Source organism: Pedobacter cryoconitis (assembly GCF_014200605.1).
Classification (GTDB): domain Bacteria; phylum Bacteroidota; class Bacteroidia; order Sphingobacteriales; family Sphingobacteriaceae; genus Pedobacter; species Pedobacter cryoconitis_B.
In genome coordinates, this window is record NZ_JACHCE010000010.1 from 103,522 (window position 1) to 119,505 (window position 15,984).

Genomic DNA, 15,984 nt, shown 5'->3' on the forward strand with positions numbered 1-15,984 from the left:
ATTATTTTAACAACAAAGCTATATTACAGGTATTAGGGAGTACTTAATATGAGGTTACACGGCCATTAGAAAGACATTAGAAATCTTTAATGTGTATATTTTACTATCCTAAAGGGAAAGAAAGAGAGAAAACAGTGCCCTGTCCCAGCACGGACTTTACCTCGATCGTACCATTATGCTGCCGAATAATATTATTCGTTAAAGAAAGGCCTATGCCATATCCCGAAAAATTCAATGCATTGGCAGAGCGGTAAAAAGGTTGAAATATCTTTTTAAGATCGTTCTCATCAATACCTATACCGCGATCACGTATGGTAATCACCATATGGCGGTTATGATAACTTACTTTACATAAAACCTCCTGTCCTTCTGAGAATTTTATCGCATTTTTCAGAATATTACTAATCGCAATAAACAATAACTGTCTGTTGCCCTGCAAAGTACTCTTTGACAGATCTGCTGGTAAATCATAACTGATTTTAATATTATCAGTATTTGTTTTAAATGCCAGTTCATCAGCTATTTCCCAAATCAGTTCATCGATTCTGATGCTTTGAAAATCCTTATTATCTAAATTGGTCTGCATCAGCTCCATCAAGCTGTTAATAATGTAATTTAATCTTTCTACACTACCTACAATTTCTTCAAGGGCATGTTTATACTCTTCAGGGCTCCGGTCTTTCATTAATGTAATTTCGGCTTCGCCCAAAATGGAGGTTATGGGAGTCCTTAACTCATGCGAAGCATTGGCAACAAAAGACTTCTGGCTTTCAAACGATTGTTCGAGATGTTCTAATAATTGATTAATAGTGGATGAAAGTTTATCTGTCTCATCGGTTTTAACCGTATTCACAGGTAGCCTGTGATGTAAACTGGAAGCCCTTATTCTTTTAAGGTTTCCTGTGATAGAAACGATTGGCTGTATAGAAATACTGGCAAAAATACGCCCTATAAAAAAGGTAATAAAAAGTGAACTGATGAAAAACATGGACATAATCAGTCTCAGCTGTTCCATATCATGTAATCCACGCTCATCAATTGCAGAAACGACTACGATAAAATTACCAGAATTGTCCGGATAATATATTCCTGTAATCTGGGTTTCTCCCTGACGGGCATGAATAGATTTCTTTTTAACGATCTGTGCTAAAAAATCATGCTTCCAGCCAACAGAATCATCTCTTGTGAATTTGGAATTGAAGTGATCATCATAAATCCTGATTGATTCGTGCGTAAGCGACTGGGGAAACTTCTTGGCTACCTGTTTGAATATATCTTTAGAAAGGTTATCCTCTGCAAGATAGAACTGGGCCACAATGACAGCCCTTTCATCGAGCTTATTCAGAAAAGACTTTAAACGGTTATGCTCTACAAACAAATAAATACCTGTTAAAACCACCAAGAGTAAAATGGCGAACATAAAAGTAAACTGCAGCGACAATCTGTTTTTAACCTTCATAGAAATCTACCCAAATTATCCTTTTATTACATACCCCATTCCAATCACAGTATGTATCAATGGCATATCAAAACCTTTATCAATCTTAGTACGCAAATAGTTAATATAAACATCAATCAGGTTGGTACCTCTGTTGAAAGATATGCCCCACACTGCCTCAGCAATATATACTCTTGAAAGTACCCGTTCTTTATTTGCCATCAGGACTTCAAGCAGCGTGAATTCCTTAGCTGACAGAATGATATTTTTCCCACCACGGGTTACTGTCTTTTTATAACAATCCATTTCCAGGTCATGAATCCTGAAAACAGTTCCCGGAAGCACCTGGTCACGGCGTCTGCCTAAAGCTTTGATGCGGGCCAGCAATTCTGCAAAATGAAAAGGCTTGGTCAGATAATCATCTGCCCCATTTTCTAATCCCTGTACTTTATCACTTACCGTATTCAATGCAGAAAGCATTAAAATAGGAACTTCTTTTTTTAACTGCCTGATTTGTTTACAAACTTCCATTCCGTTGATATATGGAAGTATCACATCCAGGATAATCAGCTCATAATCGTTTTCAAGAGCCATTTTACAGCCCATATTTCCATCATAAGCAACAGTCACCGTATTCAACTGCTCTTCCAGCCCTTTTTTAATAAAAGCAGCAACCTTTGGTTCGTCTTCAATCATTAAAATGTTCATCTTCTTTGTATTTTGATCAGCGCCTATTGCGCGTGCTCAAAGATAACCTGAACAAAGGTAATTTTAACCCACATTAAAGAATTTTAATGTTGATTATCAAATTATTAGCAATAATATTATTGAAAATTGAATCGTTCTGAGAATGAAGCTGCTATAAATTAAAACAACATTAAAATGAGTACAGCAAGCAGAACAAAAGGTAAGGCAGCTCCCGAAAAGACAGGAGCTGCATAGAATTTATTCCATATAATCAGCCTGACGGCTAAGTAAAGCACGATATTTATTGAATACTGCTGTTTTAGAAACAAAGCCGATATATTCTTCCTGCTCATTCAGAACAGGTAATAACCAGGCATTTTCTTTTTCCATTTTTTTCAGCACTATTTTAAGCGAGTCGTTAATATATACGATAGATGGTGCTGTCTGCATCAGATCGTGTACAGTGAGATCAGGATTAGCAGGGTTATTGATAGCTTTTTTCAATACATCCTCCACATAAATAAGCCCTTTAAAAGTATTGTCCTCTGCAATTACAGGGAATATGTTCCTTTTAGACTGCAGGATCTCCGATAATTTTTCTGCAATGGTTTCTTCTTCATTCAAGGTAAGATAATCTTTCTCTACCAGGTATTTCAGCTTCATCATATGCAATACCGTCGTGTCTTTGTCCTCATGAGACATCAATTCACCGCTTTCAGCAAGAGGTTTAGTGTAGATCGAATATTTATTTGTGCTTCTGTTGATCAGGTAAGAAATAGCCGATGTAATCATTAAAGGTACCATCAGTACGTATCCTCCGGTAATTTCAGCAATCAGGAATATCCCGGTCAGCGGTGCATGCATGATGGCACTTAATGAAGCTGCCATTCCTGCAACAATAAAATTAGAAACATTCACATGGGCAATCCCTAAAGTATTAATGGTGAAAGCAAGAAGGAAACCAATCAGCCCGCCCATGATTAAACTGGGTGCGAAAATCCCTCCGTTACCACCTGCCCCAAGGGTAACCAGTGTGGCTGCCGATTTTGCAAATACAGTAATTGCAGTGAATAAAATAACAACAGTAGGTATATTACTATAGGATGAAAAGATACTGTTTGTAATTACCGCAGTATAGTTTCCGCCTAAAAGATTTTTGATAGTCACATAGCCCTCTCCATACAGCGTAGGGAAAAGAAAAACCATTGCCCCCAGCACTATACCACCAACCACTACTTTTTTATAAGGGTGTTTGATTTTATAGAACATGCCTTTAATAAAGTAATTGGCTTTGGTAAAGTACATCGAGAATAAACCAATCAGAAAAGCCAGTACAACATACCAGATCAGCGAATTGAATTTCCAGCCTTCAGTAACCAGAAAGAACAATTGCTCATTGTAAAAGAACCTGGCTACTACTGCAGCTGTAGCCGAAGAAAGCAATAAGGGTATAAATGCAGGAATGGTAAACTCAGGTAAAAGAATTTCAATAGCGAAAACTATTCCCGCAATAGGGCTGTTGAATGCACCTGCAATACCTGCAGCTGCACCACATGCCAGCAGCATAGTCGTTTCGCGGTAAGACAGGCCTAAAAAGCGCCCCACAACAGAACCTATTCCTCCACCACTGGTAACAATTGGTGCTTCCAGCCCGGTTGAACCTCCAAAGCCTACAGTTAATGCAGCAGTGATAATCTGTGAATAGATATTATGCGGTTCTACCCTGCTTGATTTCCTGGAGATTGTATATAGCAAAGGGGTTAATCCGGTTTCAAATTTTCCTTTCCGGATAAAACGCCTGACATACATCACAGAAAGCAGGATACCAATAAAAGGAAATACAAGGAACAAATAATACTTGTACTGCCAGTGAAAACCATCCTGCAGAAAGTCTTCAATATGATGGGTAATCGTTTTCAGGAGCGCCGCAGCGAGTCCGGCTAAAACGCCAACTATCATGGCCGCTATAACGAGGAAATTTCTGTTGGAGATTTTTGTCCTGCGGTATTGATTTACAGCGTCAAGATAGTTGACCAGTCTTACATACATTTCTTATAATTTTAGCAATCGAATTTATCTAACAATTTAATCAGTGTTGCAAAGTCCTTAGGATATGGCGCATCAATTTCGATATCTTCACCATCCAGTCCTTTAAAGATAACATGTTTGGCATGAAGGGCAAAACGCTTCATAATAGGCAGCTCTTCATCATCTTTCGCAATTCTGTATCCTTTTTTGATACTGGAAAGAAATACAGGTTTACCTTTATAAAGGGTATCACCACAAATTGCAGCACGCTGGGTAGCCAGGTGAATCCTGATCTGGTGCATACGTCCTGTAATCGGTTTACATTCTACTAAAGTATAGTGTCTGTAAAATTTAATAGAATTAAAAATCGTTTCTGCACGTTTTCCTTCCTTACGGTCGATGGTTACACTTCTGTTTCCATCGTTTAAGATAGGCAGGTCAATAAAAAGCTCATTGAATGTAAACAGTCCGTCTACAACAGCATGATACGTTTTTTTAACTTTACGTTTTTCAAACTGCATAGAAACTGAGCGGTAGGCTTCTGGATTTTTAGCAATGATGATTGCACCTGAAGTCTCTTTGTCCAAACGGTGACAAACCTGAGCATCAGCTGAATACTGTTTTGCAAGGCGAAGTATATTGACTTCGCCGGAGCCGCCACGTTCGTCTAATGAGGCAACAAATGGCGGCTTATTTACAACGATATGGTTATCGTCTTCGAATAGAATGAGGTCTTTAAATGAAGGATATTTCAATGGTATGGATTTATAAAACAGTACAAAAGTACAATTTCATCTCTTACCATTTGAAATAAGAATGTAAATGATTAAGAAAGTTCGAATTTATAGCCTACTCCTTTTACAGTTGCCACATAAGTTTCTCCCAGTTTCTCTCTCAATTTACGGATATGCACATCTATAGTCCGGTTAGTTACCACTACAGAATCTTCCCAGATATTTTTAAGAATAGACTCTCTGGTATATACTTTTCCAGGTTTAGAAGCAAGCAGATAAAGCAATTCAAATTCTTTCTTTGCCAGCACTACTTTCTGTCCGCTCTGATAAACAAGGTAAGCTTCTCTGTCGATTACTAAATCGCCAATTTCAACTTTGTTTTCAGAAATCTCATCATTACTTACGTTTCTTCTCAGAATTGCATTGATACGGCTAACCAGGGCACGTGGCTTAATTGGTTTAGCGATATAATCATCTGCACCTACATTAAAACCAGCAATTTCAGAATACTCTTCACTTCTTGCAGTTAGAAATACCATGAATGTATTTTTAAACTCAGGAATAGCACGCATCAGACGGCAGGCTTCAATTCCATCCATCTTAGGCATCATGATATCCAGGATGATCAGATCAGGATGCACTTTTTTTGCAACTGCTATACCATCCTGCCCGTTGCTTGCCAGGTAAACCTGATAACCCTCTTTTTTAAGGTTATATTCAACTAACTCTAAGATATCAGGTTCATCATCAACTATCAGTATCTTTTGTTTTACGGCGCTCATGTCTTTAAATATTTGTTACGAAATTAAGTAATCATTTGTATAACTAGGTTAAAGGTAAGTTAACAAATTGTTAATGACACCCCTTAGTTTAACATTGAATTAGGGTTAACGTAAAGTCTTACCTAAAAAAGCGTCAAGTTCTTCTGCTCTAAGGTTTTTAGCAATGATTTTACCTGCCGGGTCTAATATAAATGAGCTTGGAATAGCTTCTACCTGGTACATTCTTACGGTAGGGCTTTCAAAATCTTTTAGTTCACTGGCATGTGTCCAGGTTAATCCGTCGGCAATTACTGCTTGCTTCCATGCTACAGGATCTTTATCCAGCGATACACCTAAGATGGTGAATTTTCTATCTTTATACTTATTAAAAACCTTCACTACGTTTGGGTTTTCCTGTCTGCAGGGCTGACACCATGAAGCCCAGAAATCAAGCAAAACATATTTACCTCTTAAGTCTGATAATTTAACAGTTTTTCCATCAATGGTATTCATTGTAAAATCTGGTGCAATCTGACCAATCTGAACAGATCTCAGTTTAGCCATTCTAACCAGGAAGTCAGTCACTGCTTCGTTTTTATTGAAATTACTTTTGATTTTTTCTGAGTAAGCAATCATTTCTTTCTCGTAATCACTTGGGTTCAGAGAATTTATAGCGTAGAATCCGGCAAGAGAATTTGTATTATCCATTGCAAATTTCAGGATATAATTAACCAGTGATTCATTTTCTTTGATCAATGCCGGTCTCATCTGGTTGGCTATAGCATCTCTGTTATTTGGCTGGTTGGCTACATTTTGTTCAAACTGTGCCTGTAGAGCTGCAATTTTCGCTACATACTCATTTTTATTTTTGTTCAGCTCTTCCAGTTTGTCGGCCTCTGCTGCTCCTGATATTTTATAAGCAAGTCCTTTATCTGCAAGGTCTGCATCTAATTTAATGACATCGCCATTTTTAGCAATCAGCATGTATTCACTGTTATCGATCTTTATTCTGAAAAAATCCACTTCAGGTGTACTTCTGCTAAACTTAAATTCTCCTTTGTCTGATAATACCGTCGAATCCAGGGGCGTCTCACTTGCTTTGTTAATTCCGTATAAATAAACCTTTGACTGTGGTTTAGCATGTTCAAATTTCCCGCTGATCTCAAATTTACTTTTGTCATTACAAGCGACAAATGCAACACATACGATTAAAAGGGTGGCTAGTTTGTTCATATGATATAATATATAGATTATTCCTTATTTTAATTTTTCCAATAACAGTTCATTAATTTTTGCGGGATCTGCTTTCCCTTTTGCCAGCTTCATCACTTCGCCAACAAATAAACCTAAAACTCCTTTTTTCCCGGTTTTATAGGCTGCAACCTGTGGTTTGAATTTTTCCATGACCTGATCAACAAAACCCGACAGCTCATCAGCATTCTCCACAATCAGCAGATTCATTGCCCCGGCAAGCGCCGCAGCATCAGCTTCAGGGCTGGATTGAATAGCCGGTAACAACTGTTGCAAAGCAATTTGCTGGGTGATTTTCTTTTCTTCTACCAGATTGACAACCGCAGCAAGTTGTGCAGGGCTAACCTTAAAGGTAGTAATTGTTAAATTCTGTTCATTCAATAATGCCCTGATTGGACCGGTTAACCAGTTAATCAGATTTTTAGGGCTTTTTACTAAAGCTAAAGCTGCATTCAAATAGTCCAGCAGCTCTTTATCCTCTGTAAAAATCAAAGCTTCCGAGTTATTCAGACCAAAGTCTGCCATCAGTTTTGCAGTGATTTCACGGGGCAATGCCGGCATTGCTGCTTTTAATGCAGCCAGCCATTCATCAGAGATATATAAAGGCGGTAAATCCGGATCCGGGAAATAACGGTAATCGTTAGCCATTTCTTTAGTCCGCATAGGGGCTGTTGTTCCATGATCTGCATCAAAAGTTAAAGTGCTCTGAACGATTGTCCCACCGTTAGTGATCACTCCGATCTGACGGTTAAATTCAAATTCCATTGCCCTGCGGACGTTACGGATGGAATTCAGATTTTTCACTTCACAGCGCGTACCAAATTCTGTAGTCCCGTTTTCACGGATAGAAATATTAGCATCGCAACGGAAACTACCTTCTTCCATATTCCCATCACCCACATCCAGGTGCCTCACCAGCTTTCTTAATTCGGTAAGCAATACTGAAGCCTCTTCTGCAGAGCGGATATCAGGTTCTGTTACAATTTCAATCAGAGGCACTCCTGCCCTGTTCAGATCTACAAAAGAAAAGTGATCATCCTGATCATGCAAACTTTTACCTGCATCTTCTTCCATATGGATCCTGTTGATCCCTATCCTCTTTTCAGTACCGTCACTTAAGACCAGGTCGATATATCCGTTCTGGCAAACCGGCTTGTTGTCCTGAGTGATCTGATAACCTTTAGGAAGATCGGCATAGAAATAGTTTTTCCTGTCAAAGTAGTTATGCTGATTAATCGTACAGTTTAAGGCCAGGCCCATTCTGATAGCTTTTCCTACTACTTCTTTATTCATTTTCGGTAATGCACCAGGCAAAGCCAATGAAACAGGAGAGATATGTGCATTAGGCTTTGCACCAAATGCTGCGCTATCTGAAGAAAATATTTTCGATTTTGTATTTAACTGAACGTGAATCTCTAAGCCTGATACCAATTCAAATGCTGTGGGAGAAATAGCAGTTTTCGTACTCATTTAAGGGCAATAAATTAAAAAACATCGTGAATTACTGTCTCACAAATATAACCAAATAAGTTTATGACCATGGGTTTAGGACGCAATTATAATCATGGCACAAACTTTGACAATTTACATACACACACAAAATTGAAACGTTATGAAAAAATTACTTTTAATTGCTGCTATCGGGATTGCATCCCTGGCGGTGGCTCCAGTGGCGAAAGCCCAGGTGAGTTTAAGTATTAATATCGGCTCACAACCTCAATGGGGGCCCAGAGGTTACAATCATGTAGATTACTATTACCTGCCCGATGTAGATAGTTATTACTATGTACCGACCAGACAATTTGTTTATCTGAGTGGAAACAGGTGGATTCATGCCAGATCTCTACCTTCGAGATACCGGGGTTATGATTTATATGGAGGCAGAAAAGTAGTGATCAATAACTATGCTAATCCATGGACAAGACACAATTATTACAGAACACAATATGTAAGTAATAATTATTACAGCAGGCCATCAAGAGTAGTGGTTAGAAATAATTACCGTTCCGAGCGCAATTATGACAGAGGAAGAGGCAATGGCTGGGGCCATGGAAATAATGGTAACCATTGGGGAAACGGAAATAATGGAAACAACCGGGGAAGAGGAAATGACAGAGGCGGCAGAGGTGACCATGGAGACAGAAACCACGGCGGTGACAGAGGCGGCGATCACGGAAGAGGTCGCGGAGGCCGCAATTAACAGATATTACTAATAAATTACCTATTTTTTTTAAAGTATCACGACCTTTGGGTTGTGATACTTTTTTTATACGCTATTTAAAGCAATGCAATAATTCTTTTGACCATGACTGAGAACATAGAAGTAATCCTGACGCAGAAAAATATTAATCCTACAGCCATGCGCTTATTGGTACTGGATTTTCTGTTAAAGCAGTCTTCTGCTATCAGTCTGACGGATTTAGAAAAAGGATTAGACCCTTCGGACCGGATTACTTTATACCGTGCTTTAAAGAAATTTGAAGAAAAAGGACTGGTTCACAGCATTGATGATGGCTCTGGTGCAACTAAATACGCGCTTTGCGAAAATGATTGCGAAGCCGGACATCATCACGATCTGCACGTTCATTTTTTCTGTAACACCTGCCGGGAGACCTCCTGCCTGCCTAAACACCATATTCCACAGATTTCTTTACCAGATGGTTTTAAAACTGAAGAGGTAAATCTCATTGTAAAAGGTATATGCAATAAGTGCATCTGATTTTTGCAATGCTATTGCGCTGTTGTTTAAAGTACCTTTGTTCTTAAAGAGAAAAAGCTTAGCTTAATACCTCTCTTTTGAATAAGATACTATCATTATGGCCTCAAAAAATATAGATACCTGCTGCGATACAACTACAATTGCAGACAGAAAACCTGCCGCAGCGCAAAAAGAGAATAATTCAAAACCACATACACATAGTCATGAAGGTCATAGTCATGAGACAAAAGGCCATAATCATGGGGACCATGACCACGACCACGACCATGACCATGACCATGGTGACGGGGAAAATTCTGGCTGGAGAGGCCAGATTCCTCTGCTGGCTTCTTTAGTCATATTAGCAGTCATGTTAACACTGGAGTATGGTTTCAAAATTGTACCAGCTAACCTGATCTCTCTGCTGATTTTTGGTGCAGCCTACTTATTAGCTGGTTATAATGTATTAAAACTAGCTTTCAGAAAAGCAATGCGTCTTGATTTCTTTAATGAATTTTTCCTGATGAGTGTGGCAACAATTGGCGCATTCTCGATTGGTTCCTATAGTGAAGGGGTAGCAGTCATGGTATTTTATTCTATCGGAGAATGGTTCCAGGATGTAGCTGTTTCTAACGCAAAACGTAGTATTAAAGCATTATTAGATATCCGTCCGGATACAGTAGATGTAATCAGGGATGGAAAAATCACTACTGTTAAACCTGCAGATGTTGAAATTGGTGAACTTATTCAGGTTAAAGCCGGAGAAAAAGTAGCACTGGATGGTGAACTGGTTTCTGACAAAGGGACCTTCAACACCTCTGCGATGACTGGAGAAAGTAAACCAGATTCCAAAGCAAAAGGTGATCGTGTATTGGCCGGCATGATTAACCTGAACACGGTAATTGAGGTTAAAGTAGTTTCGCTATTTAAAGATAGTAAGCTAAACAGGATTCTTGAAATGGTGCAGGATGCAACAGCAAGAAAGTCTAAAACCCAGTTGTTCATTTCCAGATTTGCAAAAGTCTACACTCCTATTGTATTCGCTTTAGCGGTACTGGTTGTAGCCCTGCCCTATCTTTTTGTAACGAACTATGTTTTCGCAGAGTGGTTATACCGCGGACTTGTTTTCTTAGTGATTAGCTGCCCTTGTGCTTTAGTTGTTTCCATTCCATTAGGGTATTTTGGCGGGATAGGCCTGGCTTCTAAAAACGGGATTCTGTTCAAAGGCTCAAACTTCCTGGATGTGATGACTACGATTAATACCGTAGTGATGGATAAAACCGGAACATTAACTAAAGGCGTTTTCAAAGTACAGCGCGTAGTTACTGTAAATGGCGATGAAAAAGAATTATTGCGTTTAACTGCTGCTATTGAAAGTAAGTCTACTCACCCTATTGCTACTGCTGTGACTTTACATGCAGGTGATGTTTTGCAGAACACAAAGATTGGTGAAGTAGAAGAAGTGCCGGGAAAAGGTCTTAAAGGCCTGATTGACGGCAAACAGGTATTGGCTGGAAATATAAGGTTACTGGATCAGTTTAACATTACATATGCTGAGGAAGTAGCTAAAGAGGAAGATACTGTCGTTGTTGTTGCGATAGACGGCGTTTATGCAGGATTTATTACGATTGCCGATGAATTGAAAGAAGATGCGATACAGGCCGTAAAGGAAATGCATGAAATGAAAATCCAGACGGTGATGCTGAGTGGCGACAAACAGGCTGTGGTTAACAAAATAGGCAGATTATTAGGAATAGACCGTGCTTTTGGTGATCTCTTACCAGAAAACAAAGTAGAAAAAGTAGAAGAACTGAAACAGCAGGGCAAACATATCGCTTTTGTTGGAGATGGAATTAATGATGCACCTGTTGTGGCGTTGGCCGATGCGGGGATTGCTATGGGCGGATTGGGAAGCGATGCAACTATTGAAACAGCCGATATCGTGATTCAAAACGATATGCCTTCCAAAATAGTTACAGCAATTAAAATCGGAAGATTGACTAAAAACATTGTTTGGCAGAATATCGCATTGGCCATGGGCGTGAAAGTAATTGTGCTGATCCTGGGAGCAGGTGGAGTAGCAACTTTATGGGAAGCTGTAATCGCAGATGTGGGTGTTGCTTTACTCGCGATTTTAAACGCAGTCAGAATTCAGAAAATGAAGCTTTAATTTAATTATCTTCATCCCTGAAATGAGAAGATTACAGGGAATAAAAAACACTTGGAAATTAAGTCTGTTACTAATCAGCTTAATTTCCTGTAGTCATCCGAAAGATAAAGTTTATCAGGCAGAATTATTTACGGAAAAGACAGCACTGAATACAGCCGCAAAAAGTACGGTGCAGCTCTTTAAAAGACTAACATTAACCAGTAAAAAGGAAGAATTGATAGGTGGTATATTTGGGCGTAAAGGGCACATGTCCTGGAATATTATCAATTACAGAGATACAACGATCCACTTTAATCCTAATCTGAAAAATCTGGTTGAGGATTATCAGTCAGATGAAACACCTTTATATAATTTTTATACGATCTATTATCTGAATCCACAAAAAACCGCATTCCTTGCAGATATGCCGGGCCCTTCCCATATCAGCAGCCGTGTTTTTGTATTTTGTGAGCAACCAAACGGCTTAAATGTTTACAGAATTGAGCGTCCGGTTCAAGAACAGATCTCTTCGGGAGATGAAAATATCTACATGGGTATTTCTAAAATAGGCGGTAATCTGCTGTTGGTAAACAACGATTATATTTTTAATCAGCGGATAGGAAAGGCATACCTGATCCCCAGACCAGACCCGAAAGAAAGAATGCAGGCAGACTTTACAACACTGTCACCTGATGGAAAAACTGCAGTTTTTAATGCAAAGGGCAGCTCCACTGACCGTTTTGACTATATCTATCAATTCCATTATCCAAGTGGTAAATTTGAAACAGATAGTATTCCTTCGGATCAATATCAAAGTCCATTGCCGGACAAGAAAAAAAAATGGCCGGAAACTCATTATGACTGGCACAGGGATGCAAATGGAAGAATGTTTTTAAAACCCAAAGCGGCTTTTAATTGACAATGTTTATGGGGCCATACTGACGGTTGACGAACAAGGACTTGTTGTAGTTTATCCAACGCTATCTATCAGGGCCACGCACGTAGAGATTATTACCAGCACATTTGATATAAAAATGGGCTATCTCTTCTGAGACAGCCCATTTTTATATGGAATGAATTATTTAATTACTGAATTAACGTTGCCGCTTTCTCCAGCACTTTTGATAATCCTTCTTTATTCTTTCCTCCTGCAGTAGCGTAGAAAGGCTGTCCGCCTCCGCCACCCTGAATATCCTTAGCCAGTTCTCTGACAATATTTGAAGCATTCAGTTTCTTGTCTGCAACCAGGTTATCAGATAACATCACACTGATTCCAGGTTTGTCATCAATCAGGGTCGTGAAAACCAGGTACAGGTTATCAACGATATCCTTAATAGAGAAAGCAAGATTCTTCACTGCATCAGCATTTGGCAAGTCTACATGCACTGCAATCATATTGATGCCATTAATCGTTTTCATATGATGAACGATTTCATGTTTAAGATTTCCGGAACGCTCTATCACAGCTTTTTCCGCTTCTTTTTTGAGCTTAGCATTTTCTTCCATCAAAGCGGTCACCGCACCGGTTAAATCTTTATTTCCTTTAAGCAAGGCTCTTAATTCACTGATTTCTTTATCCTGATTAACTACATATTCTTCTGCACGATCTGCAGTAATTGCCTCAATACGTCTTACACCAGCAGCTACAGCACTTTCAGAAATGATTTTGAAATAGCCAATCTGACCAGTAGCCTGTACATGTGTACCACCACATAATTCTTTTGAATAATTATCATCGAAAGTAATGATACGTACAAAGTCACCGTACTTTTCACCAAATAAAGCAGTCACCCCGCTCGACAAAGCTTCCTCATAAGGCACCAGTCTCTGCTCTTTCAGCGAGATGTTATCTCTTACTCTTTTATTCACGATATGCTCAATCTCTGCTAATTCAGCATCTGTGATTTTAGCGAAGTGAGAAAAATCGAAACGCAGATAGTCTGAATTTACTAAAGAGCCTTTTTGGTTTACATGATCACCCAAAACGCTTTTTAATGCTGCATGGAGTAAATGTGTTGCCGAGTGGTTATTATTCGTTTGTACGCGCTTATCTTCGTCCACAACAGCCCAGAACTGACCATCTATGTCTTCTGGTAATGTATCTGCGAAATGTACAATCACACCATTCTCTTTTTTGGTATCCGTAATCTCAATAGAGAACATTCTGCTATGATCTTCTAATCTGCCTGTATCTCCTACCTGACCACCGCTTTCCCCATAAAATGGAGTTTTTTGCAATACAATCTGATATTGCTCTTTCCCTTTTGCAGTAACTTGTCTGTATTTTAATATTTTAGTTTCAATTTCCAGGAAGTCATAACCTACAAATTCGGTTTCAGGATCATCATGTACAGTTATCCAGTCGCCTGTATCAATTGCAGTTGCAGCTCTTGACCTGGCTTTTTGTTTTTGCAGGCTTTTATGATATTCATCCATATCTACAGTCCATCTTTTTTCCCTTGCCATCAACTCGGTCAGGTCAATTGGAAATCCATAGGTATCCTGTAATTCAAAAGCGAAATCACCAGAGATCACCATCTGGTCTTTCAGTATACTGTAAACCCAGGCATCCTCAAAAGATTTCTCCAGATCAATTGCATTTTCGGACATCAGGAATTCAGCCTGTTTAGCGGTATAGTTTTCAAAACGCTGAATACCTGTAGCCAGTGTTCTTAAGAAAGAAACTTCTTCTTCCAATACCACCTTCTGAACAAAATCCTGCTGTAAAACCAATTCTTCAAAAACACCTTTGAACTGTTCGGCAAGAACAGGCACCAGCTGATTTAAGAAAGGCTCTTTCAAATCAAGGAAAGTATAGGCATAACGCACTGCCCTTCTCAGAATTCTACGGATTACGTAACCCGCTTTATTGTTTGCTGGTAATTGTCCATCGGCAATTACAAAAGAAATTGCACGGATATGATCGGCCATAACACGCATGGCGATATCTGTTTTTTCGTTAGTTCCGTAAACTATACCAGCTTTATTTGCAATAAACTGGATGAGCGGCTGGAATACATCAGTATCATAGTTTGAAGCCTTGTTCTGTAAAACACGGACTAAACGCTCAAAGCCCATTCCTGTATCCACATGCTGTGCAGGTAAAGGTTGCAGGGAACCATCTTTCAATCTGTTGAACTGCATAAATACATTGTTCCAGATTTCAATTACCTGTGGATGATCAGCATTGACCAGTTCTTTTCCGCTTATCGCTGCACGTTCTTCATCAGGACGGCAATCCACATGGATTTCAGAGCATGGGCCACATGGTCCCATATCCCCCATTTCCCAGAAATTATCTTTTTTATTTCCTAGAACTATTCTTTCTTCAGGAACATATTGCTTCCATAATTCGAAGGCTTCTGTATCTCTTGGGAGACCTTCTTTTTCATCTCCTTCAAAAATGGAAACGTATAACTTATCTTTAGGAATACCATAAACTTCTGTTAGTAACTCCCAGCTCCACGCAATAGCCTCTTTTTTGAAGTAATCACCAAAACTCCAGTTGCCCAGCATTTCGAACATAGTATGGTGATAAGTATCAATCCCCACTTCTTCCAGGTCGTTATGTTTACCTGAAACCCTTAAACAACGTTGTGTATCTGTTACTCTTGGGTACCTGGCTGGTGCCTCTCCTAAAAAAATGTCTTTAAACTGATTCATACCTGCATTGGTAAACATCAGTGTCGGATCATTCTTTACAACGATTGGGGCAGATGAAACGATATGGTGTTGTTTCGATTCAAAAAATGCTAAATATGCTTGTCTGATTTCTTTTGCTGTCATTCTTAGTAGAAATTATCCAACAAAATTAAAATTTTATTGCGGTATTCTACTAAAATCCCTTTACATTTGAATGCTTTACATAAAAGCTATAAACCACTAAATATCAACAAAGAAGTATGCCTTACAAGGAACGGGAAATTAATAAAATGTATTACACGATGGGTGAGGTGACTGAAATGTTCAATGTAAACGCTTCACAGATCCGCTTTTACGAGAAGGAATTTGACGTTCTCCAGCCTAAGAAAAACAAGAAAGGTAACCGTCTTTTCACTCCTGAAGACATTGAAAATTTAAAGATTATTTTCCACCTGGTAGATGATAAAGGTTTCACATTAAAAGGTGCTAAAGACCATTTAAAAAACAATAGTGCTGATGTCAAAGAAAACCAGAAGATCATTGCATCACTGGAAAAACTGAAAGACTTCTTGTTAAAATTAAACGAAGAAATTTAA

The 15,984-nt window shown here is 38.9% G+C and carries 13 protein-coding genes; 5 read left to right on the forward strand and 8 right to left on the reverse strand.

From position 1 onward, the window contains the following. Positions 1 to 103: 103 nt before the first annotated feature. The 7 genes from HDE68_RS23035 to gatB all read right to left on the reverse strand — a co-directional run bounded on the left by HDE68_RS23035 (position 104) and on the right by gatB (position 8,369). Positions 104 to 1,459: a sensor histidine kinase gene (locus HDE68_RS23035; protein ID WP_183884588.1), complete on the reverse strand. Its 1,356-nt coding sequence runs from the start codon at positions 1,457 to 1,459 to the stop codon at positions 104 to 106. 15 nt (positions 1,460 to 1,474) lie between these two features. Then, entirely contained in the window at positions 1,475 to 2,146 is a 672-nt protein-coding gene (locus HDE68_RS23040; protein ID WP_183884589.1) for a response regulator, read from the reverse strand. 237 nt (positions 2,147 to 2,383) lie between these two features. Further along, positions 2,384 to 4,174 (reverse strand): chloride channel protein, encoded by a 1,791-nt coding sequence (locus HDE68_RS23045; protein WP_183884590.1) that lies wholly within the window; start codon positions 4,172 to 4,174, stop codon positions 2,384 to 2,386. A gap of 11 nt (positions 4,175 to 4,185) precedes the next feature. Then, complete coding sequence (locus tag HDE68_RS23050) at positions 4,186 to 4,908, reverse strand: RluA family pseudouridine synthase (protein ID WP_183884591.1); 723 nt, start codon at positions 4,906 to 4,908, stop codon at positions 4,186 to 4,188. A 71-nt stretch (positions 4,909 to 4,979) separates the two neighbouring features. Next, positions 4,980 to 5,669, reverse strand: a complete 690-nt coding sequence (locus tag HDE68_RS23055; RefSeq protein WP_183866448.1) for a response regulator transcription factor — start codon at positions 5,667 to 5,669, stop codon at positions 4,980 to 4,982. Positions 5,670 to 5,774: 105 nt separating this feature from the next. Then, the gene (locus HDE68_RS23060) at positions 5,775 to 6,881 is read right to left on the reverse strand and encodes a TlpA disulfide reductase family protein (RefSeq protein ID WP_183884592.1); all 1,107 of its coding nucleotides are present in this window, start codon (positions 6,879 to 6,881) and stop codon (positions 5,775 to 5,777) included. 24 nt (positions 6,882 to 6,905) lie between these two features. Beyond that, positions 6,906 to 8,369, reverse strand: a complete 1,464-nt coding sequence (gatB, locus tag HDE68_RS23065; protein WP_183884593.1) for an Asp-tRNA(Asn)/Glu-tRNA(Gln) amidotransferase subunit GatB — start codon at positions 8,367 to 8,369, stop codon at positions 6,906 to 6,908. 142 nt (positions 8,370 to 8,511) lie between these two features. Between gatB and HDE68_RS23070 the strand changes: the two genes are divergently transcribed. The 4 genes from HDE68_RS23070 to HDE68_RS23085 all read left to right on the forward strand — a co-directional run bounded on the left by HDE68_RS23070 (position 8,512) and on the right by HDE68_RS23085 (position 12,665). Beyond that, positions 8,512 to 9,099 carry a hypothetical protein gene (locus HDE68_RS23070; protein ID WP_183884594.1) on the forward strand — a complete coding sequence of 196 codons (588 nt, stop codon included), beginning with the start codon at positions 8,512 to 8,514 and terminating at the stop codon, positions 9,097 to 9,099. 105 nt (positions 9,100 to 9,204) lie between these two features. Then, entirely contained in the window at positions 9,205 to 9,618 is a 414-nt protein-coding gene (locus HDE68_RS23075; protein ID WP_183884595.1) for a Fur family transcriptional regulator, read from the forward strand. A gap of 97 nt (positions 9,619 to 9,715) precedes the next feature. Then, positions 9,716 to 11,767: a heavy metal translocating P-type ATPase gene (locus HDE68_RS23080; RefSeq protein ID WP_183884596.1), complete on the forward strand. Its 2,052-nt coding sequence runs from the start codon at positions 9,716 to 9,718 to the stop codon at positions 11,765 to 11,767. Between the two features lie 22 nt (positions 11,768 to 11,789). Then, complete coding sequence (locus HDE68_RS23085; RefSeq protein ID WP_183884597.1) at positions 11,790 to 12,665, forward strand: hypothetical protein; 876 nt, start codon at positions 11,790 to 11,792, stop codon at positions 12,663 to 12,665. A gap of 167 nt (positions 12,666 to 12,832) precedes the next feature. Here HDE68_RS23085 and alaS read toward each other — a convergent pair whose 3' ends face one another. Continuing rightward, the gene (alaS, locus tag HDE68_RS23090; RefSeq protein ID WP_183884598.1) at positions 12,833 to 15,532 is read right to left on the reverse strand and encodes an alanine--tRNA ligase; all 2,700 of its coding nucleotides are present in this window, start codon (positions 15,530 to 15,532) and stop codon (positions 12,833 to 12,835) included. 116 nt (positions 15,533 to 15,648) lie between these two features. On the opposite strand from alaS, the gene HDE68_RS23095 reads away from it, so the two are divergent. Then, positions 15,649 to 15,984, forward strand: a complete 336-nt coding sequence (locus HDE68_RS23095; RefSeq protein ID WP_041877209.1) for a MerR family transcriptional regulator — start codon at positions 15,649 to 15,651, stop codon at positions 15,982 to 15,984.

Bases quoted from the DNA above. Each gene is read 5' to 3' on its own strand.
- gatB (WP_183884593.1), bottom strand. From the start codon at position 8,369: ATGAGTACGAAAACTGCTATTTCTCCCACAGCATTTGAATTGGTATCA.
- alaS (WP_183884598.1), bottom strand. From the start codon at position 15,532: ATGACAGCAAAAGAAATCAGACAAGCATATTTAGCATTTTTTGAATCG.
- HDE68_RS23045 (WP_183884590.1), bottom strand. From the start codon at position 4,174: ATGTATGTAAGACTGGTCAACTATCTTGACGCTGTAAATCAATACCGC.
- HDE68_RS23085 (WP_183884597.1), top strand. From the start codon at position 11,790: ATGAGAAGATTACAGGGAATAAAAAACACTTGGAAATTAAGTCTGTTA.
- HDE68_RS23070 (WP_183884594.1), top strand. From the start codon at position 8,512: ATGAAAAAATTACTTTTAATTGCTGCTATCGGGATTGCATCCCTGGCG.
- HDE68_RS23075 (WP_183884595.1), top strand. From the start codon at position 9,205: ATGACTGAGAACATAGAAGTAATCCTGACGCAGAAAAATATTAATCCT.
- HDE68_RS23040 (WP_183884589.1), bottom strand. From the start codon at position 2,146: ATGAACATTTTAATGATTGAAGACGAACCAAAGGTTGCTGCTTTTATT.
- HDE68_RS23095 (WP_041877209.1), top strand. From the start codon at position 15,649: ATGCCTTACAAGGAACGGGAAATTAATAAAATGTATTACACGATGGGT.
- HDE68_RS23055 (WP_183866448.1), bottom strand. From the start codon at position 5,669: ATGAGCGCCGTAAAACAAAAGATACTGATAGTTGATGATGAACCTGAT.
- HDE68_RS23060 (WP_183884592.1), bottom strand. From the start codon at position 6,881: ATGAACAAACTAGCCACCCTTTTAATCGTATGTGTTGCATTTGTCGCT.
- HDE68_RS23035 (WP_183884588.1), bottom strand. From the start codon at position 1,459: ATGAAGGTTAAAAACAGATTGTCGCTGCAGTTTACTTTTATGTTCGCC.
- HDE68_RS23080 (WP_183884596.1), top strand. From the start codon at position 9,716: ATGGCCTCAAAAAATATAGATACCTGCTGCGATACAACTACAATTGCA.